This window comes from Roseobacter sp. S87 (genome assembly GCF_055693285.1).
Genome location: NZ_JBVFTR010000004.1, coordinates 2537047 through 2561558, shown reverse-complemented (window position 1 = coordinate 2561558; position 24512 = coordinate 2537047). Strand labels below are relative to the sequence as shown.

General features: G+C 58.4%; 23 protein-coding genes. 14 read left to right on the top strand and 9 right to left on the bottom strand.

Annotation, left to right across the window (positions count from 1 at the left end; genetic code table 11):
• Positions 1-315: 315 nt before the first annotated feature.
• Genes ACZ1HA_RS13400 through ACZ1HA_RS13385 form a run of 4 tightly spaced genes read left to right on the top strand, consistent with a single transcriptional unit; the run spans position 316 to position 4246 of the window.
• Positions 316-1740: a circularly permuted type 2 ATP-grasp protein gene (locus ACZ1HA_RS13400; RefSeq protein WP_472714244.1), complete on the top strand. Its 1425-nt coding sequence runs from the start codon at positions 316-318 to the stop codon at positions 1738-1740.
• Between the two features lies 1 nt (position 1741).
• On the top strand, positions 1742-2683 hold the full coding sequence (locus ACZ1HA_RS13395) for an alpha-E domain-containing protein (protein WP_375230060.1): 942 nt from the start codon (positions 1742-1744) through the stop codon (positions 2681-2683).
• Entirely contained in the window at positions 2684-3481 is a 798-nt protein-coding gene (locus ACZ1HA_RS13390; protein WP_375230061.1) for a transglutaminase family protein, read from the top strand.
• Positions 3482-3514: 33 nt separating this feature from the next.
• Positions 3515-4246 (top strand): proteasome-type protease, encoded by a 732-nt coding sequence (locus ACZ1HA_RS13385; RefSeq protein WP_472714243.1) that lies wholly within the window; start codon positions 3515-3517, stop codon positions 4244-4246.
• A 480-nt stretch (positions 4247-4726) separates the two neighbouring features.
• Here the strand turns inward: ACZ1HA_RS13385 and ACZ1HA_RS13380 are convergent, their stop codons facing one another.
• Positions 4727-4966 carry a recombinase family protein gene (locus tag ACZ1HA_RS13380; RefSeq protein WP_472714242.1) on the bottom strand — a complete coding sequence of 80 codons (240 nt, stop codon included), beginning with the start codon at positions 4964-4966 and terminating at the stop codon, positions 4727-4729.
• Between the two features lie 398 nt (positions 4967-5364).
• Between ACZ1HA_RS13380 and ACZ1HA_RS13375 the strand changes: the two genes are divergently transcribed.
• The 5 genes from ACZ1HA_RS13375 to ACZ1HA_RS13355 all read left to right on the top strand — a co-directional run bounded on the left by ACZ1HA_RS13375 (position 5365) and on the right by ACZ1HA_RS13355 (position 9336).
• Positions 5365-5775: a hypothetical protein gene (locus tag ACZ1HA_RS13375; protein ID WP_375230065.1), complete on the top strand. Its 411-nt coding sequence runs from the start codon at positions 5365-5367 to the stop codon at positions 5773-5775.
• Between the two features lie 65 nt (positions 5776-5840).
• Positions 5841-6104: a ribbon-helix-helix protein, CopG family gene (locus ACZ1HA_RS13370; protein WP_375230066.1), complete on the top strand. Its 264-nt coding sequence runs from the start codon at positions 5841-5843 to the stop codon at positions 6102-6104.
• Positions 6105-6343: 239 nt separating this feature from the next.
• Entirely contained in the window at positions 6344-7558 is a 1215-nt protein-coding gene (locus ACZ1HA_RS13365; RefSeq protein ID WP_472714241.1) for an MBOAT family O-acyltransferase, read from the top strand.
• A gap of 3 nt (positions 7559-7561) precedes the next feature.
• Positions 7562-8689, top strand: coding sequence for an alginate O-acetyltransferase AlgX-related protein (locus ACZ1HA_RS13360; protein ID WP_436398716.1), 1128 nt, complete (start codon positions 7562-7564; stop codon positions 8687-8689).
• A complete protein-coding gene (locus tag ACZ1HA_RS13355; RefSeq protein WP_472714240.1) occupies positions 8689-9336 on the top strand; it encodes an SGNH/GDSL hydrolase family protein in 648 nt (215 codons plus the stop codon). Before ACZ1HA_RS13360 ends, ACZ1HA_RS13355 begins: the two co-directional genes overlap by 1 nt.
• A 227-nt stretch (positions 9337-9563) precedes the next feature.
• Here ACZ1HA_RS13355 and ACZ1HA_RS13350 read toward each other — a convergent pair whose 3' ends face one another.
• The gene (locus tag ACZ1HA_RS13350; RefSeq protein ID WP_472714239.1) at positions 9564-10940 is read right to left on the bottom strand and encodes a 3-deoxy-D-manno-octulosonic acid transferase; all 1377 of its coding nucleotides are present in this window, start codon (positions 10938-10940) and stop codon (positions 9564-9566) included.
• Positions 10941-11050: 110 nt separating this feature from the next.
• On the opposite strand from ACZ1HA_RS13350, the gene ACZ1HA_RS13345 reads away from it, so the two are divergent.
• From ACZ1HA_RS13345 to ACZ1HA_RS13335, 3 genes are all read left to right on the top strand, one after another.
• Complete coding sequence (locus tag ACZ1HA_RS13345) at positions 11051-11776, top strand: 3-deoxy-D-manno-octulosonic acid kinase (RefSeq protein ID WP_472714238.1); 726 nt, start codon at positions 11051-11053, stop codon at positions 11774-11776.
• A 149-nt stretch (positions 11777-11925) separates the two neighbouring features.
• Positions 11926-12984, top strand: coding sequence for a glycosyltransferase family 4 protein (locus ACZ1HA_RS13340; RefSeq protein WP_472714237.1), 1059 nt, complete (start codon positions 11926-11928; stop codon positions 12982-12984).
• A gap of 96 nt (positions 12985-13080) precedes the next feature.
• A complete protein-coding gene (locus ACZ1HA_RS13335; RefSeq protein WP_472714236.1) occupies positions 13081-13926 on the top strand; it encodes a glycosyltransferase family 2 protein in 846 nt (281 codons plus the stop codon).
• A 229-nt stretch (positions 13927-14155) separates the two neighbouring features.
• Here ACZ1HA_RS13335 and ACZ1HA_RS13330 read toward each other — a convergent pair whose 3' ends face one another.
• The 4 genes from ACZ1HA_RS13330 to ACZ1HA_RS13315 all read right to left on the bottom strand — a co-directional run bounded on the left by ACZ1HA_RS13330 (position 14156) and on the right by ACZ1HA_RS13315 (position 20351).
• Complete coding sequence (locus tag ACZ1HA_RS13330; protein ID WP_472714235.1) at positions 14156-17311, bottom strand: efflux RND transporter permease subunit; 3156 nt, start codon at positions 17309-17311, stop codon at positions 14156-14158.
• Position 17312: 1 nt separating this feature from the next.
• Positions 17313-18440, bottom strand: a complete 1128-nt coding sequence (locus tag ACZ1HA_RS13325) for an efflux RND transporter periplasmic adaptor subunit (RefSeq protein WP_472714234.1) — start codon at positions 18438-18440, stop codon at positions 17313-17315.
• 207 nt (positions 18441-18647) lie between these two features.
• On the bottom strand, positions 18648-19199 hold the full coding sequence (locus ACZ1HA_RS13320) for a carbonic anhydrase (RefSeq protein ID WP_472714233.1): 552 nt from the start codon (positions 19197-19199) through the stop codon (positions 18648-18650).
• Positions 19200-19244: 45 nt separating this feature from the next.
• Positions 19245-20351, bottom strand: a complete 1107-nt coding sequence (locus tag ACZ1HA_RS13315) for an NmrA family NAD(P)-binding protein (protein WP_472714232.1) — start codon at positions 20349-20351, stop codon at positions 19245-19247.
• An 81-nt stretch (positions 20352-20432) separates the two neighbouring features.
• Between ACZ1HA_RS13315 and ACZ1HA_RS13310 the strand changes: the two genes are divergently transcribed.
• On the top strand, positions 20433-21098 hold the full coding sequence (locus tag ACZ1HA_RS13310) for a winged helix-turn-helix transcriptional regulator (RefSeq protein ID WP_472714231.1): 666 nt from the start codon (positions 20433-20435) through the stop codon (positions 21096-21098).
• Positions 21099-21101: 3 nt separating this feature from the next.
• Here the strand turns inward: ACZ1HA_RS13310 and ACZ1HA_RS13305 are convergent, their stop codons facing one another.
• Positions 21102-21953 (bottom strand): LysR family transcriptional regulator, encoded by an 852-nt coding sequence (locus tag ACZ1HA_RS13305; RefSeq protein WP_472714230.1) that lies wholly within the window; start codon positions 21951-21953, stop codon positions 21102-21104.
• Positions 21954-22046: 93 nt separating this feature from the next.
• Here ACZ1HA_RS13305 and ACZ1HA_RS13300 point away from each other — a divergent pair, with 93 nt between their 5' ends.
• The gene (locus tag ACZ1HA_RS13300) at positions 22047-22412 is read left to right on the top strand and encodes a DUF1330 domain-containing protein (protein WP_375230083.1); all 366 of its coding nucleotides are present in this window, start codon (positions 22047-22049) and stop codon (positions 22410-22412) included.
• A 217-nt stretch (positions 22413-22629) separates the two neighbouring features.
• Here the strand turns inward: ACZ1HA_RS13300 and ACZ1HA_RS13295 are convergent, their stop codons facing one another.
• Positions 22630-23841: an oxidoreductase gene (locus ACZ1HA_RS13295; RefSeq protein ID WP_472714229.1), complete on the bottom strand. Its 1212-nt coding sequence runs from the start codon at positions 23839-23841 to the stop codon at positions 22630-22632.
• Complete coding sequence (locus ACZ1HA_RS13290; RefSeq protein ID WP_472714228.1) at positions 23831-24493, bottom strand: TetR/AcrR family transcriptional regulator; 663 nt, start codon at positions 24491-24493, stop codon at positions 23831-23833. The genes ACZ1HA_RS13295 and ACZ1HA_RS13290 overlap by 11 nt, the downstream gene beginning before the upstream one ends.
• Positions 24494-24512 lie beyond the last annotated feature (19 nt).

Genomic DNA, 24512 nt, shown 5'->3' with positions numbered 1-24512 from the left:
AAAGCAACCTCCAGCGCAGCCGCAGCGAAAGTCCGGTTCGGTGAAGCTGCATTGCAGCGCAGGCTGACCCAATGAATGGCTGGTAAGGGCCGAAAAGTGACCTGATTTCGGCGCCCTGTGCACTGGTCTGCGGCCGCAGCATCCAGAACTCCGGAATTTTCGACGAACGGCCTGGCCAGTTTGGAGGGCAGTGCGGTTTCAATCTGACACAATAATCACCGGTTAGTTTGCCTAAAAATTGACCACTTAACAGCGTGAGATGGTCAGATCGTTAAAACGGGTTGTCTGCCACCGCTTGACCCTTACCCTAGCATTATGAGCAAGAAGCAAATTTTCTTCGATGAAATGGGGGGCGCGGCCGCTCCCCGCCCGCCCTACCAAAGCTATGAACGTTGGTTCAATAGCCAAGATACTGAACGCCTTGCGCAGAAATCGTCAGAGGCGGAACACTTTTTTCGGCGAACAGGGATTACCTTCAATGTGTACGGACAGGCCGACGCCGAAGAAAGGTTGATCCCTTTCGATCTCGTACCGCGCATCCTTTCACAGAAGGAATGGAGCACGCTGGAGCGTGGGGTCCAGCAACGCGTGCGCGCGATGAACGCGTTTCTTCACGACATCTACCACCGGCAGGAAATCTTTCGCGCGGGCGTCGTACCAACAAGCCTTTTAGCCGGTAACGACGCTTTCCTGCCTGAGATGATTGATTTCACTCCCCCGGGCGGGGTCTACACTCACATCGTCGGGACCGACATCGTACGTACTGGTGAAGATGATTTCTTCGTGCTTGAGGATAATGCGCGGACCCCGTCAGGCGTGAGTTATATGCTCGAGAACCGCGAAACGATGCTGCAGATGTTTCCCGAGCTCTTCAGCCAGATCAAAGTACAGCGTGTCAGCGACTATCCCAAAAACCTCCGCGCGTCTCTCGAAGCCTCGGCCCCGCGCAATTGCGAAGGGCGTCCTTTCGTTGTTGTGTTGACCCCGGGGATCCATAACTCCGCCTACTATGAACACAGCTTCCTCGCCGATCAGATGGGGGTCGAACTGGTCGAAGGCCACGACCTGCGCATCGAGAACGGGCGCATCGTGGTCCGCACCACCCGCGGGTATCGCAACGTTGACGTGATATATCGTCGGGTGGATGACGACTTTCTTGATCCGCTGACGTTCAATCCTCAGTCGATGCTGGGTGTTCCTGGAATCATGGACGTCTATCGGGCAGGCAATATCACCATCGCCAATGCGCCTGGAACCGGTGTGGCCGATGACAAGGCAATATACAGTTATATGCCTGATATCGTTGAGTTCTATACGGGAGAGCGTGCAATCCTGAAGAACGTGGAAACCTACCGCTGTTCTGAACCTGACAGCCTTGCGTACGTGCTTGAGAACCTTGCCGATCTTGTCGTGAAAGAGGTCCACGGCTCAGGCGGATATGGTATGCTGGTCGGCCCTGCTGCTTCCAGGGCGGAGATTGAGGCATTCCGCGCGAAGCTTTCGGCAAAACCTGCGAATTACATCGCACAACCCACCCTGAGCCTCTCGACTGTACCGATTTTCACCGAAAAGGGTCTTGCGCCGCGGCACGTCGATCTGCGCCCTTTTGCGCTTGTATCACCCAACGAGATCAACATCGCACCGGGCGGTTTAACCCGCGTAGCCCTTACTGAAGGCAGTCTTGTTGTGAATTCGAGCCAGGGCGGCGGCACGAAAGACACCTGGGTCCTAGAGAACTGATATGCTGGGAAAAACTGCAGGTGGTCTTTACTGGATGTTGCGCGGGTTAGAGCGGGCCGAGAATACGGCGCGCCTGATCGAAGCGGGCTTCCGGATTGCCCTGACCCGGTCCACTGATCCTGCCACCGACTGGAGATCAGTTATCGTTTCATCCTCGCAGCAGGTAGCCTTTGAGGCCCGGCATGAAGGGTACACCAGCCAGAACGTCAGTGACTTTCTGTTGCGGGAACCGACCAATCCAAGTTCTGTTCTTTCGATGATTAAAGCCGCAAGGGACAATGCCCGCCTTGTCCGTACCGCACTAACGACCGAGGTCTGGGTGGCGGTGAATGAAACGTGGATGATTTTAACCGAACGCCTCAGGACACCCGTACCGGATGCGGAACTGCCGCAGGCGCTCGAGGTTATTCGTCAGCAATCCGCGCTGGTCCGGGGCGCGCTGCATGGAACGATGCTCCGGAATGATATCTATAACTTCTGCCGTCTCGGCACCTTCATCGAGCGCGCCGACAGCACAGCGCGGATCATTGACGTAAAGTACCATGCCTTGTTGCCGTCACCGTCTTTCGTGGGCAGCAAACTCGATAATGTGCAATGGGAGATGGTCCTGCGTTCCGTCTCGGCACACCGTTCGTTCCGTCACGCGGTGCAGGATGATTTCAATGCGTCAAGCATCACCGAGTTCCTGATCCTTGATCCCCGTTTTCCAAGGTCGCTCGCCTTTTGCGCCAAGCAGATCACTTCGAACCTGCAAGAACTTCAGGAAGAATACGGTGGGGACAGCCAAAGCCTCGATGCCGCGCAGTCCCTGCAGGCGCGGATCAGGGGGCGCGATATAAATACGATCTTCGAAGAAGGCCTGCATGAATACATTACGCAGACGCTTGTCGACATCGCGGCACTCGGCACACAGATCGAGACGCAGTACAGGTTTATCAGCTGAATGCTTATCAAAGTCGCCCATCGCACCGAGTACAGTTTTGAAGGCCCAGTTCAATACGCGCTGCAGCGCGTTCGGCTCCAGCCCGGAAATTCCCCTCTCCAGACAGTGCTGTCATGGGACATGAGGATCGAAGGAGGCGGCCTTGAGGTTGAATATGATGATCATCACGGCAACCACGTTGGTTTAATATGTTCGGATGAAAACGTGCAGGTCCTGTCCGTGGTGGTGGAAGGTGAGGTGCAGACCCATGATCTGTCGGGTGTTTTGGGCCAGGTCTACGGCCGGGCGCCGCTGTGGTATTTCAAACGGCCAACGCCGCAGACAGAGGCTGGACCGCTTATCACTGAACTGGCCCGGACCCTCGATACGCGTGGCAGTGCGCTGGACAGGTTGCACGCCCTCTCCCGCGCAATCCTGGAACGGGTTCCTTATGCGCTGAACGTGACGCACGCCGAAACCAGGGCCGAAGAAGCGGTGGCGCAGAAGAGTGGCGTCTGTCAGGACCACGCCAACATCTTTATCGCCGCCGCCCGCACCCTTGGTTACCCGGTCCGCTACGTCAGTGGATATCTGTTCATGGACGACCGGATCGATCAGGAAGCCAGCCATGCCTGGGCCGAGGCCCATGTCGACGATCTTGGCTGGGTTGGCTTCGACGTCTCAAACGGCATCTCGCCCGATGAACGCTATGTGCGGCTTGCAATTGGGCGCGACGCTCATGACGCGGCACCTGTTTCCGGCCTCCGCATGGGAAGTGGGGGCGAGGGCCTTGTTGTTTCTTTGCAAGTGCAACAGTAAAGAAACCGACCACCTAATGCAGGATGACCCGTTATGACCTATTGCGTTGGTTTGCGTCTTGATCGCGGCCTTGTTTTCATGTCCGACACACGAACAAACGCGGGCGTGGATAATTTTGCGTCTGCCCGGAAGATGTTCAACTTCAGCGTGCCGGGTGAACGCAACATCACCATTATGACCGCAGGAAACCTGGCGACGACCCAGGCTATGATCAGCCTGCTTCGGGAAAGAACGGAAGCGGTAGATGATCGTGATCCGAGTATCCTGAGCCAGCCTACCATGTTTCAGGTGGCGCGACTGGTTGGGTCAACCCTGCGGGAAGTCATATCATACAGTAGTCCCAACGGTCAGGAATCAGCAGACGCGTTCAGCGCCTCAGTCATTGTCGGCGGGCAGATTAAAGGCGGCAAACCGACGGTCTTTCTCGTCTATCCCGAAGGAAATTTCATTGAGGTGTCGGAAGATACGCCTTTCTTCCAGATCGGTGAAACAAAGTACGGCAAACCAATCCTTGTACGGGCCTATGAACCGGAACTTGCCTTCGGAGACGCACTCAAGCTCTTGCTGGTTTCCTTTGATTCAACCGTGAAATCAAATCTCTCCGTCGGGCCGCCCTTTGATGTGCTGGTTTACACAGGAGACAGCTTTGCGCCGACCGAAATCATACGGATCGAAAGTGGTGATCCGATATATCAGGCTATCTCGTCAGGTTGGGGAGAAGCTTTGAAATCAGCTTTGGACCAGTTACCGAGCTATACACCATAGACTCCATTTGCCGTCTTGTCGTAACTGCCGCAAATACCACTTCCGATTGTTGATGTGGGAGGGAATTCAGGCCACGCTGACAGTACGGGAAGTTGAAGTCCGAACACCTTAAACCGAGCGGCAGCTATGAAGGCTTCGCCTTCGGAAACCGAGTTTGGCTCTTGGCCGTCGCTGATGAGCTATCGCGCCACACACCTGTAGATCCTGTGCTGTCACAGAGGGCGTTTGAGCCCTCGGCAACGGAAGCGTCCAATGGCGTGAATGCCTTATCTCTCAAGCAGCGAGGTCCTGCGCAAGGTGCTCCCTCCTGACCTTGCATACACAAACGGAACCTAAGGGACCTACGAAAACATGGGGTTCGAAGACACATGGCGCGCATTGATGCAGCACTGCGGCCAGAACGTGCAGCAAAAGCGGTTTGCCTCAGGCATATCCGCCGCCGTGGCCTCGCCCCCCTTTCCAGAAGGTTTGCGATGAAAACTACATTGCGGGCGAGACGATCCAGTTTGACAACAAGCAATACGGCCTTGCCTGCTTCGCGTCTGCCAGCGCCAGCTCCGGGCGATTTGCGCGATTGCCGCTTTCGACCTCGACAAATTCCGCCACGACCTCGCCCCGGCCCAGGATATGCTCTGCAACCGCCGCGCGTTGCGCTTCCCTCGCCAAACCGCTCTTGCCCTGGCGTTTTGTTGATACGCGAAGGCAGGTGACGACTCTCATGGCGCGGGCCTCTCAATCCCGGGGTGTACAAAAAACTCTACGTCCGTAACGTTCCTGTATACGTGCGCAATTGCGTAAATATGAATTTGTGCGTTTGCGGCTTCGCATAATTGCGATATGCATTGCCTAATGAAGTGGATGGAAAGTCAGAACAGATGGCGACGCGGTTTTTTTCGCCTTTGGCTGTTCTTGTCGGCGTTATGGTTAGTTTTCATTTTGCCAAGAGTATTTTTTCATTCTGATTTCACTGGCGCGGCGGACTTCAACCCGCCACCCCCAAGGACATTTTTTCAGGTGTTATGGGATGTTGTCCTGGCCGGATTCATCCCGCCAATGGCGGTTCTTGGACTGGTCTCAGGCGCGATCTGGGTTGTGATGGGTTTTAGAGGGAGCCAGAATTGATAACGCCCCTCATCGCCGCTCAGAAAGGCGGGGCCGGGAAAACCACCTTGGCCTACGACCTGTCCGTGGCCGCCACACGCGATGCGGCCAGGGCACAAATCGACCTCTGCATAGCAGACACGCCATCGGCGGCCCCGGAATGGCTATCTGAACCGCTTGGCGCGGCTGCCCTGGTGTTGAACCCGGTTCGACCGTCACCTGACGATGTGTGGGCCGTGGGCACGACCGTGGCCGCCGTGAATGCCGCGAAGGTGCCTGTCGCCTTTGCCCTGTCTCAAACGCCGCGTGCGCGGACCACAGAAGAAGAGGCCCGCGTCCCAGCACAACATGGCAGGGTCGCCCCGGTGAATATCGCTCAACGTGTCGCCTGTGCCGAGACCGGGCGTGACGGACCAGGGGGTATCTGAGCCAACCGACGACAAGGCGGTGGCGGAGATTGCCGCTGTATGGAATTACGTGAAAGGAAGTCTGAATGGCTAAGAAGCCCGCAGCCCTCGATGGCCTGCTGAACACCGAAAACCGCCCAACCGATACGGGTATACCGCAACGCGGGGCAGGGCAGGGCGCGGCCAGGGAAAAGAAACCGGTAAAGCGGCCGGGCGAAAAACGGCTGACGCTTGCCCTTGATGGCGAAACCTATAAACGTCTGAGGCTTCACGCCGCCGAAACAGACCAAACGCACCAGGCGATACTGGAAGTCGCCCTTGCGGAATACCTTAAGCGCGCAAATGCGTAGTTACGATATTTGTTGAATCTTGATGTTTTATCCACTCTTTCCGCGTCGGGTATAGAAGGCTTTAACTACTAATGGTTTTTTCCGCCCCTGTTTTTCTTTGGCTGTTTCTTCCTGCTGCTCTGGCTGTCTATTTTCTGTCAGGACGCACGACGCGCAATGGTATTCTGCTCGCGGCAAGCCTGTTTTTCTATGCATGGGGCGAGGACGAATATGTTCTCATCCTGATCGGATCGATTCTGATGAACTATGCCGCGGGCCGCTGGATTGCACCCGCACAGGGACGGATGCGTCTGATCGCGCTCTGGGCAGGGATTGTGGGTAACCTGCTGTTGTTAGCATATTTCAAGTATACGGGTTTTCTGCTCGGCAACCTGAATGTCGCTCACGCACAGGAGATCGCTCCGGCCCTTCCGATAGGTATCTCATTTTTTACGTTCCAGGCACTGTCGTATCTTGTTGATCTCTACTTCCGACGTGTTGCAATGCAGCGCAATCCATTCGACCTGGCCCTGTATATTTCACTCTTCCCCCAGCTCATTGCAGGGCCCATTGTCCGCTATGCCGAGGTCGAAACCGCGCTCAAGGACCGAAGCACTGATCGCGGCGATTTTTCGATTGGAATGGAGCGCTTCGTGCGCGGATTGGCCAAGAAAACGCTCATTGCAGATCCTATGGGGCTGGTCGCCGATCAAATCTATGCCATACCAGCCGGAGGCCTGACGCCAGAGACCGCCTGGGCCGGGGCCATCGCGTACTCGCTGCAGCTCTATTTCGACTTTTCGGCGTATTCCGACATGGCCATTGGATTGGGACGTATCCTTGGCTTCCGCTTTCCCGAAAACTTCAACTATCCCTATGCCTCAACCTCAGTCACCGAGTTCTGGCGGCGCTGGCATATGACGCTGTCGCGCTGGTTCCGTGATTATCTGTACATTCCACTCGGCGGGAACAGAACGGGTGCAACTCGAACTTATATGAACTTGCTGCTGGTTTTTCTGGCCACCGGGCTCTGGCACGGGGCGGCGTGGACTTTTGTGGCCTGGGGGCTTTGGCACGGGATGTTCCTGATCCTTGAACGGCTGGGCCTGGCAAGAATACTCGGCGCATTGCCGCGTGCGGTGAACCACGCTTATCTGCTTGTGGTGGTTATCACGGGCTGGGTTCTGTTCCGGGCCGGCAGTTTTGCGCAAGCGTTGGAATTCTATCACTCCATGTTCCTGTTCAGGAGTGGGCCGGAAGCTGTTTTCCATCCGCTGACACGGTATCTTGATGCCTATGCCATCGCCGTAGCAGCAGTCGCCATACCTGTTTCAGTCGGGTTACGTCCATGGCTGGAACGCCGCTTCCCGCTGGGAACCATGGCTTCCGAGGTCCGGTTCTGGGCACTGTTCGGGCTGGCAATCTTGTCGGTCGGTGCTGCGTCCTATAGCCCGTTTATCTATTTCAGGTTCTAACTCATGTCTCCTCCTTCCTTCATATCCGCCATTTTCGCGCTTGTAATCCTTGCCGGCCTTGGCTTTGTGACATTGTTCGACATGACCAACGGCCCGGGCACCACACGCCAGGAACGGATCGCTCCGACACCAGCCCCAGCCCGATCAGCAAAGGACATGGCCCGGCTTTTTTCCGAGGTGCGGTTCTACGTTGCCAACCGCTACGCCATGAAGGACCATTTCGTTACCTGGAACAGTCAGGTGAAGATTGGGCTGTTTGGACATAGCCCTGCACCAAATGTGGTCTTCGGACGGGATGGGTTCTTATTCCTCAACACGGTAGCCCCAATCGCCATGGCGCAGGGACAGGGCAGACTGACCGCAGAAGATGCGTCAGCCTGGCGGGATCACTTTGAGACCGCGCAGACTGCTTTCGAAGCGCGGGGGATCAAATATGCCTTCGTGATGGGTCCGAATAAGCATTCGATCTATCCTGAATACCTACCGCTTTGGGTGGACCCGGTCCCGCCGGATCGGACAAGGACAGCCGATATAGTACAGGCTGTTGACGGTGTGTCTCCAGCCCCATTCGACAGCCGTACGGTACTGCAGCAGGCCCGAGCCAGTGACCCCGGGCGCCTGCTCTATCATCCCACAGATACGCATTGGACGGAGTGGGGAGCCGCAATCGTTATGGATCGGGCGCTCGGCGCGCTTGGCATCCCGTCCGAACGCCCTGTAGTTGTGGAGGCCAGCCTGCCTCGCAGCGGCGATATGGCCCGGATGATCGGCCAGCAGGATATCCGCCCTGCCAGCGCCCCCGTATTGACGGCCAGATATGCCTGCACTGATGGCAGCGGAAAACCTTTCGAGATCACGACCATTGATCCTCTGACCCCAGGTCGCCTGACTTGTGGTGCCCCTCAGGGGCGACCCGAACGGATCGTCGTTTTCCATGACTCTTTCGGAATACCCGCAATTCCTTACTTGTCGGGTCGCTTTCAGAAGGTCGAATTCATCAGGACTGATAAGGCCGATCCTGCGCGCGCAGAAGAGTTGGGGGCTGATATCGTTCTGCAGATCACTGTCGAGCGGAAGTTTTGGTCACGGCAGCCGTCAGACTTCCTGTCCACAAAGGGTGGTGACAGATGATGAGCACACTTATCCGGGCCATACTCGCTGCCGCCGTCTGTTTCGTCGCAGGAGTCGGTGTTACCCTCGCCCTGATGCCTGAGAAACGCCCGGCTTCTTTGGCTTGTCGTCCTTCTGCACCTCAAGCGCTTGCCACCAAAGAACCCATTCTGGTCCTCGGCAATAGCCTGGCTTTCGACTCTGACTGGCAAATTGACGGGAAACAGACTGTGAATTGCGCGCGTCAGGGTCTGACGGTCGCCGCGGCTCTGCCCCTGATTGATGAATTACCTGATATCGCGCCAAAGTCCGTCGTGTTGGTTTTTGGTACAGTGGAGTTAGTTCGGGACACTGCCGATCCTGAGGTCTTCCGCTCCAGTCTGGTCAAGCTCGTTGAACGTCTCAATTCAAAGTATGATCCCGCTGATATCGTCGTTTTAGGCGTGCCGGCCACAGGCGAAGACTGGTCCTACGATCTGGCCGATGCCAAGGCTCTTAACAGAGTCATCGCTGAAATTGATGAGGTTTCCATGCTCTCACTCGACACGGTTTTGGCCCAACAGGGCAGTGCGGCCCACTACGATGGGGTGCATTTGACCCCTTCAATGTATCCCTCAATCTGGGCAGCACTGGAAACACATCTCGCCATTGATCATGCAGGCGACTGACTGCTTCTGACCTTTCTTGCATTTAGAAAAGGGGCGAATGGGGTTCCTTTGGCTTCGGCACACAAGGTTTGATCTGTCATTGAACAGACACTGCCTGACATCAGAGCGAAAAAGAAGCTGGCGGTTATCAACGTCCCCGCGGTTGCTGTGGCGTCAGTCAGCGCTGCTCTGTGTCCTGTGGGATGTCCTGATGGGGATCATGAACCCGGAGAGCAGCAGAAGGAAAGTCAGGCCTGCGGAGTGGAACTGTTCAGCTTCAGGACGCCTGTTATCAGTTCGGCATACTTTGACGTGCAGTCCTGAATATTCTCACTGACAGCGAGGCCGGACCGGGCCAGCATCTTTGCTTCGTCGCCCTGCAGAAGGCGTGCGACCGTCGGACCAAGCTGCGCGCTGTCCCCGACCTGAAGGGCCGCACCCGCCTGCTCCAGGGACCAGTAGGCGTCAGAAAAATTCCTGACGTGAGGGCCAAAAACAAGCGCGGTTTCAAAACAGATGGGTTCGTAGGGGTTGTGCCCGCCTTCCTGGCCGATTGACCCGCCCAGAAAAGTGACGGGACACAGTGTGAAGAACACACCCAGCTCACCGAGTGTGTCTGCGATGTAAACCTGCGTTCTGGCCGTGATGTCCTCACCCGGACTGCGCAGTGCTGTGGTCAAGGACCGCGACTGCGCCAGTTTCTGCAAGGGCACCCCCCTGTTCGGATGGCGCGGGGCCATGATCAGCAAAGCTTCGGGGAAGGCCTCAAGCACAGCTTCATGTGCAGCGAGGACAGCCTCCTCATCTGCCGGATGGGTCGACGCGGCCAGCCACACCGGACGCCGACCAACGGCATGTGATAAGGCCGCCAGCGTCTCCTGCGAGAGAGAGAGCTTTGGCTGCGCCACCCTGAGATCCGGCAATACGTGGATGCGATCCAACGACAGACCCAGCGCGGCCATGCCTTCGGCAACCGTTTCGGACCGGCAGGTCACAAGAGAAAAAGGGGCGAGGAGCCAGGCGAAAACGGCCGGAAACCGGGTGCGCGTGCGCGAGTCGCGTGCGTTCAGCAGTATCCGGGGCACGCCGCGTCTGTGGAGCCCGGCAAGCAACCGGGGCCAAAGATCGCCTTCGAGGAAAACAGCGGCAGAGACAGGCCACCCGTTCAGAAAACGCTCGACCGCGCCAGGTGTGTCAATTGGCGCAAACCGGTGGATCGCACCGGGCATTTTTCGCGCCACCCAGTCGGCACCCGAAGCCGTTGTGGTGGTGACCAGAATTCTGACGTTTTCCGATCTGGTCAGATGTTCCGCCAGTTGAGAGATCTGCATGACCTCTCCCAGACTTGCGGCATGAAACCAGACAATTTTTTCTCTGCTGTCACTGTCCGGCAAACCGTTGTGGCCCAGACGTTCAGGGAAACGTGCCGGGTCGGCCCCCATGCGACGGTGCAATGCCCAGGACAAACCGGTGATGGGGAGGGCAAGACACCGCGTCAGCAGCATCCAGACACTCAGGAGCAATGGGGTGCGTTCCGGGACCATATCGTTATGAACAAAGTCTCTTTGCTGTTGGTGTGGCTCATCCACTGTGGTCAGGAACCAGGGCGGAAAATACACTTTCATTGATCTTTGAACAGCGAATAATGGTTAAGGTCTGCTTGTGGGGCGACGTGGATCAGCCTATCTGACGGGCACAGTCCTCTTTGTCGCGCGTTGTCGGAGCAGTTGGAATGATGGCCAGAGACCTTCACCTGAACGGTTCTGTGATCCGCTATGACGCAGACGTACTGGATCCGATGGAGCCAGGGCTCTTTGATGAGAGCTGGCTGCGCTCAGCCGGTGTGTGGCGTGGTGACACCAAGGGCAGGAGCAGTGCGCATTTTTTCCACTTTGCCGGACGTGATATGGTGCTGCGCCACTTTCACCGCGGGGGCCTCGTCGGGCGGGTGAACCGTGACCTGTTTCTTCGTGTCCGCGCCGGTGACAGCCGCCCTATGCGCGAATTCGATCTACTGAGCGAAATGCATGCCGAAGGTTTGCCCGTTCCATTGCCGGTGGCTGCACAGTTTGTTCCGTCCGGTCTTTTTTACCGCGCGGACATCATCACACAGCGTATTCCGCACGCCAGCCCACTGCAGGATGTCCTGAGCGAAGGGCCGGTTTCTGCGGAGTTGTGGGGCGTCATCGGATCCGCCATCCGGAAACTGCACGACCACGGTGTTTTTCATTCGGATATGAACTGCCGCAACATCCTGCTGGATACGCGCAGCAGGGTCTGGTTCATCGACTTTGACAAATGTGAAAAGCGCCAGCCGGGCCCATGGCAGCAAGCCACCCTGGAGCGGCTGCTGCGTTCGCTGAGAAAAACGGCGAAAGGTGCGGGGACCATGCACTGGCGAGAAGAGGAATGGGCCGGTCTGCTGGCTGGGTATGGGGGCAACACCAGCCCATCCGGCTAGTTCCGGGCTTCCGGAAGCGGCCGGCGCTGCACCAGGCGCATAACGGCCCGGGGGTGCAGCGATGGGTGAGGGTACACGATAGCATTCCCAAGGACCCTTCGGTATACAGCAAAAAATCTTTCAGTTGATCAGGCAAACAGGTTTCAGACATGCAGGTGGACACTGACGCGATCGACGTCATCGCCCCAAACCTCAAACGGCGGTATTCGGGCGTTTCCTCGACCGTGTTCCGGCTTGTGCCGGTGCAGAGCAAACAGATCGCGATTGCGACCACCGGCCCCGTGCTGCCGGATGATATCCCGCAGTTCCCGCTCTCCCGGCTTCTTTTAATGTCACGCTCGGGTCCGTCCGGGTATCGCGTCTGGCATGCGCGGCGGAACATCGAAATGCTCGCCGGTGTGCTGCTGAAATTCGTCCTGCGCAAACGGCTCAAGCTGGTTTTCACCTCAGCCGCCCAGCGGCGCAGAGGAGAATATTCGCGCTGGCTCATTCGCCGGATGGACGCGGTTATTGCAGCCTCCGGCAAGGCAAAATCTTATCTGCAGGTGCCCGCCACCGTTGTTTTGCACGGCATTGATGCGGAGGAGTTTTCGCCACCCACTGACCGCGCCGCATTGCGGTCCAGTCTTGGGCTTGATCCTGATGCGCTGATCGTGGGGTGTTTTGGCCGTATCAGATCGCAGAAGGGGACCGACCTGTTCGTGGATGCCATGATTGAGCTATTGCCGCGGCACCCGACGGCTCAGGGGATCATCATGGGCGGCGTGACACGCGAACAGCAGTCCTTTGTAGACGATCTGAAAGCGAGGATTGAGGCGGCTAACCTGGGGGACCGGTTGCGCATTCTGCCGGAAGACAAGGGTTTTACAATTGCGCCATGGTTCCAGGCCAGCGACATTTACGTGGCCCCCCAGCGGTGGGAAGGGTTCGGGCTGACACCACTGGAGGCGATGTCCTGCGGTGTCGCTGTGGTCGCGACCCGCGTCGGGGCTTTCGAAGATCTGGTGGCCCCGAACGAGACCGGGATGCTCGTGCCGCCCGAGGATCTTCCGGAACTGATCTCTGCCACTGACAAGCTGATGAGCGACACTGCGCTGCGTCAGTCCATGGCGAAGGCGGCGCGACAGAAGGTTATCGATCAGCACCAGATTGAACATGAAGCCGAGGCCATCACGGCGGTGTACCGGCGTCTCATCGCCGAAGGATAAAACCAGCTGCGGGTATCCGGGAAGCAGCAACGCATGCGGTGGAAAGTGCGGCTGTGACCGGAACCTGTTGCTGCAGTCTGCGGGAAGGATCAGCGTTTGACCGATAACGTCACCATTGTCACCGTTTGTTACAACAGCCTTGGCGTCCTTCCGGCCATGCTGAAAAGCGTGCCCGACGGCACCCCCGTTGTCCTCGTTGACAATGCCTCGAAGGATACGGCTGCGCTGCAGGAACTGGCGGATGACCATAACGCCACGCTGCTGCTGAATGCGGACAACACAGGCTTTGGTCCCGCCTGCAACCAGGGTGCGGCCAGGGCGGAAACGGAGTTTCTGCTGTTCCTCAATCCGGATGCAGAACTCCAGCCCGGTGCTCTTGAGGGCTTCCTCAAAGCTGCGCGGGAATATGAGAACGCCAGTGGCTTCAATCCGCGCATTCTTGACAGCTCAGGGCGACAGAGTTTCCGGCGTGGCTCCAAACTCAGGCCAACAGAGCGGCTCCGGGGCCCAGTGCCCACTGCCGATGCCGAAGTGTCGGTTCTTGCAGGGTCCGCTATCTTCTGCCGCAGGGCTCTTTTTGAGAAAATCGGCGGCTTTGACCCCGCGATCTTTATGTATCACGAGGATGATGACCTGTCGCTGAGGCTGCGTGAACATGGGCCGCTGATGTATTGCCATGATGCAAAGGTGGTCCATCTCAGCGGGCATGGGTCTCCGCGCCTGCCGCAGGTGGCTGCCTTCAAGGCTTATCACCTGGCCCGTTCACGTGTTTACGCGCTGGGCAAATACGGACACCCCCGGCCCAAACTGAACACGCTGGGGTCCGCAGTTCTTCGGCTGCTCGGGCCTGATATGCTTTTCTCAAAGCGCAGGCGGGCCAAGAACATCGGGTTTTTGAAGGGTGCCCTGAGTGCACTGAAAGACGATGGGCGGCAGCTGTAAAAGGGGCAGGTGGCAGCGGAAACTGATGCGTCTGACGGGCGGCCAGCGTGACCTCTTCCAATGTGAGGAACCGCGCAGCGTATCCTGCCACCCTGCCGCCGGCCAAAGGCGCGCCTGAGCACTTTCACTCCGGTGTCTGCTGATTGACGCTTTCTAGCAAAGCATAGAGCGGAAGCTGCATCCTTCCGCCAGGATGTGCTCTCCTCGGCACCGTACTTTGCTGTTCAGACTACTCAGAAACTTCCGCTTTCACATCGCGGCCCGGGAAAATGCTGCGCAATGCGACATAGAACACGGGCGTGAAGAAAAGGCCGAGGAACGTCACACCGCTCATCCCGAAAAAGACTGCCGTGCCGAGCGCCTGGCGCATTTCTGAGCCGGGGCCGGTGGCAATCATGAGAGGGAGAACACCCAGGATGAAAGCAAAGGCAGTCATCAGAATGGGCCGCAGCCTCAGGCGACTTGCCTCCACCGCTGCATCCAGCGCCGACATACCGCGTTCTTCCTGAGCTTGTTTGGCAAATTCAACGATCAGGATCGCATTCTTTGCCGCAAGCCCCACAAGCACAATCAGTCCGACCTGGGTCAGGATATTATTGTCCATACCCCGCAGCATCACGCCCGCCAGCGCCCCCAGCATCGCCAGTGGTACAATCAGGATGATAACAACAGGCAGCACCCAGCTTTCGTAAAGTGCGGCGAGAAACAGAAAGGCAAAGAGGACTGAGAACGCAAAGATGTAGACCGCCGTGTCGCCCTGGTTGCGCTCCTGCAACGCAAGCTCTGTCCATTCATAATCCAGTCCGGGCGGCATGACCTGTTCTGCAAGCCGTTCCATTTCCAGAAGGGCAGCGCCTGTCGAAACACCCGGGGCCGCCGAGCCCTGAACGGGCACGGAAACCTGTTGATTGTAACGCTGTACCAGTGTGGGCCCGGCCGTTTCGCGGATGCTGATCAGCGTGCCCAGAGGGACCAGATCGTTTGTTGCCGAGCGCACCCGCAGGCTTCGGATATCGTCCGTATCCAGCCTGAATGGCTCGTCCGCCTGTGCACGCACCTGAAACAGCCTGCCGAAGGCGTTGAAGTCGTTGACGTAGGCTGACCCCAGATTAATGGAGAGCGCGTCAAATATTTCGCCGATGGGCACGTTGAGCATCTGTGCGCGCACCCGGTCAATCTCAAGAAACAACTGCGGCGAGCCTGCCGAAAAGGTCGTGAAGACACCCTGCACTTTGTCAGACTGCCCGGCCGCGCCCATAACACCATAGGCAGCCTGCAAAACTCTGTTCATTTCCGCAGATTCGATGTCCTGCAACTGCAGTTTGAAGCCGCCGCCATTGCCCACACCACGCACCGCAGGCGGGTTGATCGCGATGATGAAAGCTTCGCGCAGAGCCTGCATCCGGCCAAAGAGGTTGCCGACGATCGCAGTGGCCGTCAGGCCGGACTCCAGTCTTTCTTCAAAACTTTCGAAGGTCGTGAAAATCACTGCCTGGTTTGAGGCATTCGTGAACGTGGCACCTGAAAATCCGGCGAAGGCCACCGCATTCGTAACGCCGGGGGTCTCCATCGCAATTTCGGTCGCCCGTCGGGTTACGGCGTCTGTCCGGTCGAGCGCTGCACCGTCCGGCAGCTGCACCACCACGATGGCGTATCCCTGGTCCGCCTCCGGGATAAAACCGGTCGGGACCCTGGTGTTGATCCACCAGGTCGCTCCGAGGCATCCGGCGAACACAAGACACGCGATGGCGCGCATACCGCCCGTTCCGGCCAGAACCCGTACGAGGCTTCCATAGCCCGCAGAGAGTTTATCAAAACCGCGGTTAAAGCCATTTGCCAGCGGCGTCATCAGGGCGAAGACCGGATTGCGGGAAGGGCCCGCGCCGGCGGGTTTCAGAACGCTGGCAGCGAGAGCGGGGGACAGGCTCAGTGAGTTTATCGTTGAGATGACTGTCGCGACCGAGATCGTTACCGCGAACTGCCGGTAAAACTGACCTGTGATGCCAGGCACGAGTGCAGCCGGGATGAAGACCGCAATCAACACCAGCGTGGTGCCTATGATGGCATTCTGTACCTCGTCCATCGTACGGGCCGAGGCCTCGCGCGGGGACATCCCGTTTTCGATGTTCCGCTCTACGTTTTCGACGACGACAATCGCATCGTCGACCACGATCCCGATTGCCAGAATGAGGCCGAACAGCGTCAGAAGGTTCAGGGAATAGCCAAGCGCGAGCATCACCGCGAACGTCCCGATGAGCGAAACAGGGATGGCGACAAGCGGTATGATCGCCGTCCGCCAGCTTTGCAGAAACACCAGGATAACCGCGACGACGAGCAATACCGCTTCGAACAGGGTCTGGTAGACTGCGTTCACGGAGGACGCGATGAATTCCGTGGGGTTATAGACCACCCGGTATTCGAGCCCGGGCGGGAAGTCCTGCGAAAGATCTTCAACAACATCGAGAATTTCCTCGGCTGAAGCGAGGGCATTGGAGCCCGGGCGCTGAAAGATACCGAGGGCGACGGCCGGGCTGTTGTTGAGATACGAATTTGTCACATACGACCGCGCGCCGATTTCAACGCGGGCCACATCACGTACACGCACGACACGTCCGTCATCGGTGGATTTGACGATGACGCGCCCGAACTCGCGCGGGTCCTCAAGGCGGCCCTGGGTTGTCAGCGTGACCTGAAAGGCGCTGTCCGTCTCGTTGGGCGGCGCACCAAGGGACCCGCCCGACACCTGCACGTTCTGCTCCCGCAACGCGGCGACAACATCCGCTGACGTCAGACCCAGCGACCCGAGCCTGTCCGGGTCCAGCCAGACCCGTGCTGAAAACTCACGCTCACCGAAGATCTGCAGGTCGCCCACGCCGTCCAGCCGTACAAGCTGGTCGCGCACGCGGGAGCGCGCGTAGTTCGACACATAAAGCTGATCGAAGGTTTCGTCTGGCGACAGCATATGAATAACCATCATCAGATCCGGAGAGGATTTGGTCGTGGTCACCCCGAGTGCACGGACTTCCTGGGGCAGTCGTGGTTCTGCGATCGAAACGCGGTTCTGTACGAGGACCTGTGCTGCGTCGAGGTCTGTGCCGAGGTTAAAAGTTACGGTGAGCGACATCGCGCCGTCAGCGGTAGAATAGGAAGACATGTAGAGCATGTCTTCGACGCCGTTGATCTCCTGCTCCAGCGGTGTTGCCACGGTGGCTGCGATGGTCGCAGCGTCGGCGCCGGGGTATTGCGCGCGGACAACGATGGAGGGAGGGGCGATTTCAGGATACTGCTCCACCGGCAACTGGAAATACGCCAGGATCCCCACGATGGTGGTGACGACGGCAATGACGATGGCAAAGATCGGGCGCGTGACGAAAAAGCGGCCCATTTCAGTTGCCTGCGGTCAATGGCAGTTCGGTCATCTCCGGCGTTACCACAGCACCGGGGCGCGCGCGCACAAGCCCCTCGATCACGATGGTTTCAGACCCGTCGAGGCCTTCGCGTACAACGCGGTAGCCATCAATACGCGGACCCGGGCGAATTTCGCGGGGCGTCACATTGCCCTCCGCATCAACGGTCATCACCAGGCGGCGGTTCTGGTCGGACGCAATCGCCGCGTCGGGGATCAGAACGCCTTCATAGGGGAGTGAGCCCGGCACATTCACGCGCCCGAACAGCCCAGGCGTCAGCAGTTCGTTCGGGTTGCTCAGAACAGCCCGGACCCGCATTGTCCCGGTCTGCTGGTCAATCCGGTTTTCCGAAAAGTCGAGCGTGCCGGTCTGGGACGGTATGCTCCGGTCCGCCACGGATACCCGGACCTCAAGATTGGCGGCACCCTCCTGCAGAACAGAGCCGCGTTCACGGGCATCACGCGCATATGCGAGGAAATAGCGCTCGTCGATATCAAAGAAGAAGTAAATCGGGTCCGTTGCGACGATTGACGTCAGCATCGTGTCCTGCGCCACGACCAGGTTACCCGGGTCGAGGAGCGCCTGATCAATCCGGCCGGAAATCGGGGCGCGGATCTCTGAATATTCGAGGTCAAGTTCTGCAAGTTCGAGTGCCGCCCGGGCCTGTTCGAGCGCCCCCTGCGCTGCAAGAAATGCTTCGCGGCGCTCATCCACGACACTTTGCGGGATGGTGCCATTGCCAACAAGCGCTTCGGCGCGTTCCAGCTGTTCTGTGGTGAAGTCGTTCGTTGCCTCAGCGATGGCGATCTGTGCCCGGGCCTGACGGACAGCGGTCTGGAACTGTCGCTGGTCAATCGTGAAAAGCAGCTGGCCCTGCTCAACAAGGCTGCCATCCACAAAATGTACCTTATCCAGGAAACCTGAAACACGGGCGCGGACGTTGACTTCGCCCGAGGCGCCAAAGCGGCCAACGAATTCGTCATCCTCAACGATCTGTTTCACAACGGGTTTTGCAACCGTGACCACAGGCGGGCCCTGTTGAGCCTGGGCGGGCAAAAGGTGTGCGACGGAAAAAATAAGGGCAAGGCACATCGACCTGAGAAGCATGGATCACTCCTTGTATCTGCCCGGGTATGCTAGCCCTGTTTTCCTGCAATACAACCGCTGCCTGGTTCTATCTGCCCTTTGATGCCATCCAGGTTGAGTAAGTGCAGCAAATGGCGGCAATGCGCCGTGCTGCCGATTAGTCTGCCAGACCTGATGCCTGCGCCGCCAGCGTGAAAACCGCCTGGTGCGGGCAAAAAAACGCCCCGACTATGCAGCTCCGGCGGCTCGCAGATCGGCAAGGGACGTGGTTCCGGCAATTTCGCGCGCGATACCGGTTTCGATGTCGTACAGCATTGCCGACACTGTCAGATCGCCGTGAAGGCCCGGCGCATCTTTGAGACGGTCAATATCCACCAGTAAGTCGCGCTCGGGGTCCGTGATTGCCGAGGCGGAAACGTCGATGCCTGTCCGGTCTCTGATCTGATCCTGAAACTCCGGGTTGGCGAAGTGCTGTGCCCCGCATTTCGTATGCTGCATCAGGACGATATGAAAACCGGGGGTTTCCTGGCCGGTGACCCGCCCCACCAGAAAGCTGAGTGCGGTGATTTCCTCAACGATGGCAGGCGTGACGCGGCCGCCATTGTTGCGCATGACGACCGCGTCGCCAAGTTCCAGACCAAACACCGCGGACGGATCTACCCGGGCATCAATGCAGGCGATGATGATTATGCCTAGTTTTGGCAATGCGACCAGGTCGCCCTGTCTGAATTGTTGTGCGAAGTCTTGGTTGCGGGTTTTCAGGACATCAACGTTAGACATGGGAAGTTCTCCGGGTGTTGCGGGTTAAGCTTTGCGACAGCGCGTTCAGGCGGATTTGAGCCGTTTGACAGCGCCCGGACGGGGGACATGTGTACGTGCCCACTCTTCGGTGTCCTGGCTGAACCGGGGCTGTCTGGGCGCGACGTAGTCACGGTCGCTTTGTACGCGGGCCAGATCCAGTGCCGGGGTCGCCAGTATCTTCACGAAACCGGCCATCGCTGCCAGCCTGCGGCTGAGACTGGTTTTGTACCGGGGTTGCCCGGCAACATAGCGCCGTACGATGTCCTCAAAGGCCTCAGGCGTGCGCCCGCCGACCATCTCTACATCCCGCGTTGGCGCATTTACTGCAAAGCTGCCGCGGCGATATTCCTCTGCGTAAATTGCCAGCTGCGATACCGCCGCGGCCGAATAGTTAGCCGGAGGATGTGCCCGCAAAGCCTTGGTCATCATCTTTTCAGAAATATCCACGTAACTGACGCTGCGCCCCAGGGCCTGGCCGATCGCCGCGGCGATGTCGTTGGGCGACAAAAGTGTGGGGCCGGTCGGACGGTAATGACAATGCGCATGGGCTTCCGGATCAAGGAGTGCCGCGACGGCGACGCTCGCGATATCTTCGTTGGATGGCGGCGCGTTCTTTTTCTCGTCGCCTGGCCCAAGCGGCATCGTAAACAGACCCAGATGTGCTGCTGTATCGAGTACCATCAGATAATTGTCCGCAAACCAGCCCGGATCAACGGATGTAACGGTAGTATCGGGAGACAGGCGGGCCAGCTGATCGGAGATATAAACCTCCCGCGTAAACAGCGACGGATGGTCCGCACTGGACAGCCACTGGCCCAGTGTCACGATGTGTTCCAGTTTTGCCTCTGCGGCGGCCACAGTAAATGCCGCGTTGAAGTGCAATCCGTTGGGGGCTGTCGGTGCGCATTGATACGCGCGGTGCATGCCCTGCATTGCGGCCCGCAAATCTGTCAGATCGTATTGATTACCAACAAAAACTTCAGCGCCCGCGCGCTCCAGCCGTCTGGCGCGCTGGTCATAACGGCGCACAAACGCACGGACGTCCGCGCCCTTGTGCAAAAGCTGGAGGGTCACGGGCAGCCCGGTTTTTCCGGCGGCGCTGGTGACGAGGATTTTTGGCTGTGTTGACATGTGGTGCCTCGGCTTCATATTGCAGTAAGATAACTAAAGTGAACACTTTAAAAAATAAAGTAACGTTTTTGTGAGGCAAGGATGGCGAAACCACGATCCTACAAACTGCTCTGCCCGATTGCGCGGGGTCTGGACCGTATCGGCGACCGGTGGACATTGCTGATCCTGCGCGATCTGCATGCCGGTCCGGCACGGTTTACAGACCTTCAGCGCGGGCTGACCGGAATTGCCGCCAATCTGTTGACAGAGCGGTTGGCGAAGCTGGTTGAGGATGGCATCATCCGGAAAACTTCCGGACCGCACGCAACGACCCTCTACGAACTGACCGATCTGGGGCACAAAACGCAGAACCTGATTTTCGAAATTGCGATGTTCGGAGCGCAGTTCCCGCCCGAGAACGATATCGTCGATCCCGGCAATCTGAGAACCGTCGCTGTCACATTGGGTGCTGCGGCACGACGCGTCTCTGCAGAGGGGCTCAGCGTTTCGGCCAGCCTGATCGTGGATGGCGAAGAGATGGAACTGATGGCCGGGGACGGCACCGCGTCTGTCGCTTACCGGCCGGCATCCGAACCCGACGTCGTTTTGCAAACCAGCTATGCCGCACTGATGGCGCTGTCGGAGGGCGAGATTTCAGAAGAGGTCTTTGTGCAGGATCATTGCCGGATCGACGTAAAGGTGCCTGGCAGGGAACGTGATCTGTTCAGTCTGTTTTCCCTGATCCTGGCGGTGTTCAGGGAAAGCTAGAGCTTACCGGGCTTCATTTTTCAGTTCGGATCGCAGGAACTGTACCAGTTTGTGAATGCGGTGCAGGCGTCGTTGTTCCGGCAGGCAGATCAGCCAGAGCCTGAGCTGGTGCTCGGCAATGGGGGCAGACACCGCAACAAGACGTGGATCGGCATCGCCAAGTTTGCTGGGCAGGATGCCGAAACCCACGCCCTGCGCGATATATTCCCGCATCGGAATGAAGCCATCAACGGACATGACAATCCGAGCCTCCGGAAACAGGTCCAGCACCTCTGCCATGACCTTCGATCCCCCTGGATAGGTGATATAGCGGCTCAGATCGGGTGCCCGGTCCGCACTGTGATAGTAGCGGTATGACACCGCCCCGAGATCGTAGGACGCCACGTCGCGCGGCGCGTTCCGGCTCAGGCGCAATGCGACGTCTGTCTCGTACCTGCGCAGCGACGCCATCCGGTCGGTGGCCGTCAGTTCCAGCAGGATGTCCGGGTTTTCGGTTTCAAACCGCGCAAGAGGTTCAACCAGGGTCAGACTGAACTGCAGCGGCAGAGACAACCGCACTTTGCCCATAGCGTGGCGTTCTGTGCTCATCGGCTTGCCAAAGAACGACAGTTCCTGATGGGCCCGTTCAGCGGCCGCGAAGGCTTTGCGGCCGAGCGGTGTCAGCTCAAACCGGCCATCCACCCGGTCGAACAGGGCCCGCTCGACCGTGGCTTCGAGCGTATCAATCCGGCGCGCGACAGTCGTGCGATCAATGTTCAGTCGCCTCGCGGCACCACTGAGGGTTTTTTCATGGGCCAGTGCCAGAAAGATCGGCAGTTCGGCCCAGGGAATTCCGGGATGTGCATTATTGCCCATTGATCTGCGCTATTCCTCATTCAGTGGCGATTTTGCACGGTATATACGCTCTCCCACCGACGCAACACATTCCGAACTGAAAGGAACAACCACATGAGAAAACTCTTCCTCGCCGCTTTCTGCGCTGCCGTTACACCGTTTATCGCAATGGCTGAACCTGCCTATCTTATCGGCCAGATCCAGGTAGATGACTGGGACGCCTTCATGAACGACTACGGCAGTGCGGCTGCACCGTCGCTGATGGAATTCCAGGGCAAGGTGCTGGTCGGCGGTCCCGGGGCGACAGTCATCGAGGGCGACTGGACCGGCAACCATACAGTTGTCATCGAATTCGCAGACATGGAAACTGCGAACGCCTGGTATAATTCGGCCACATATGCAGAGGCGCGTCCGCTGCGTTTTGCAAATACCAGTCTGAACAACATTGTCTTTGCAAATGGCTTCAGCATGCCTGAGTGAAGCGTGGCATCGGGGCCCCCGGTCTTCGGTGTATTTCCTTTTGCGAGCGCGTCAGGCTAATGCGTTTGACCGCCGCCAACCGATCTGGTGGGCAGCCTGCCATAAAAGACAGCGTCAGCAGGGGTCTTGCACAAAGTGCCTACATCTGCCGGTGCTGTGTCCGGGCCCGTTTGAAAATTTCGGCCGCCCGGATGCGGCACCCTGCACAAAACTAGGGTCAGGACCCTGCGCCGGAGCCAAAGCGCCTGCGCCACAACAATGTGCGTTCTGCGTCGCGTTCGTTGTAGGCTTTGACCGCAGCGGGCAGGTCAATGTCCTGACCTTCGCTGTCCTGGCCAAGCTCGGTCATGCGCATTGTGTACCAGGCTGTGATGCCGCCTTCAGGGGGTGCATTAAAGCGTGGAAAGGTGATGTCGCCGGAGCGCGGGAAATCCGAAGCCTGCCAGCGGCGCGGCAGGTGGGGATCGAGAACAAGACTGCGCGCAAGACCGACAATATCAGTTTTGCCACTGACGACGGCGTCAATGGCCTGGTCCCGGGTTTTGAAACCACCGGTCACCATGAGGGGTATTCTGGTTCTGGTCCTGGCGGCTTCAGCAAAATCAAGGAAGTAGACGCCGGACGCGGTCGCGTCAGATGCCGAGGCTGCACCAGGGAAATAAGTGCCGCCGCTGATGTCGATGAGGTCGACGCCTGATACCTCCAGTGCAGCGACAACTTCCAGAGCGTCAGTCGGAATGAGCCCGCCTTCAAGTTGGTCAGTCGCGTTCAGTTTGACGCCGACGGGGAAAGTCGGCCCAACGGCGCTGCGAACGGCTTCGACGACCTCCAGCAGGAGACGCATTCGGTTGGTGACAGCGCCGCCGTAAGCGTCGCCGCGCCTGTTGAAAAGGGGTGACAGGAACTGACTGAGCAGGAAGCCATGAGCCGCGTGAATCTCCACGCCGCCGAACCCAAGGTCGCGCGACAGACGCGCAGTGCCCGCGAACATGTCCGGGAGCGCGCTGACTTCCGCAAAGGTCATTGCGTCACATTGCAATCCCTCCAGGTCGAGAGCGGTTGGCCCTTTCGGCGTGCCGGTTGGCGCGTGGGTCATCGCCCCGGCATGCCCCAGCTGCAGCCAAAGTTGCGTTGAAGGCCCGGCACCTTTTTGCGCAAGCGCGCGAAAGGGATCCGGATTTGCGTCATCGGTCAGGACTAGATTGCCCGGCTTTTCTGCAAAGTTCGGGTTCCCCTGTACCTCCCCGATGATGGAGAGGGCGACGCCGCCTGCCGCCCAGCGTTCGTAAAGCCGTTTTTGGGTTTCTGTCGGGTTGCCCATGCCATCCCCCAGTGAATCCGACATCGCAGCTTTGGCAAGGCGATTGGACAACACGGCGCCACACGGCAGTTCCAGCGGGGTGAAAAGCGGGGAGGGGTCAGGGCTCATGCCGGGTCTCTCCTGTCTGATGGCGCGGGGTCTGGTTTTCACCCGGTGTGGGCGTGTCGCTCAACAGGGTGCGCAGATGTGCAACGGCGCGGGCCGCCCGATCGTCCAGTGCGGCGCCTGTGGGTGCGGGCAGACGGCCGATCACCCGCCGGATCTGCTGATCGCCAATCAAAAGGTCCAGGTAAAGCCCAACGGCCTCACCGGCGTGGTCAAAGTGCAGCTGCCCTTCGTTCTTTGCGCGTTTCAGGACCTGTTCAAGCAAAGGAAAAACGGCCTCACGCCCGGCCTTTGACAGGGTCGCACCCAGTTCGCCCGTGCTGTCTGCCGCAGCCGCTCTGTTCAGGGCGACGGATCTGTCACCGGTCAGGAGTTTCAGCAGTTTCGGACCCAGCGAGGCAAGAATGGAAAGAGCGTCGTTGTCTGATTCCAGTTCGGATTCCAGATGCGATTTCACCTCCTCCGCATTGCGGGTGACGAGGGCCTGGAACAGTCCCTGCTTGTCGCCATACCAGTTATAGAGCGTCTCGTTCGATGCCTTTGCCTGCCTGGCAATGCCAAGCATCGACGTGCCTTCGTACCCTCTGGCCTCCAGAACTGCGTAGGCGGCATTTTCGATCTGCAGCTGGCGCTGCGCTTTCTTTTCCTGACGCAAAACAAACTTTCTCCCGCTG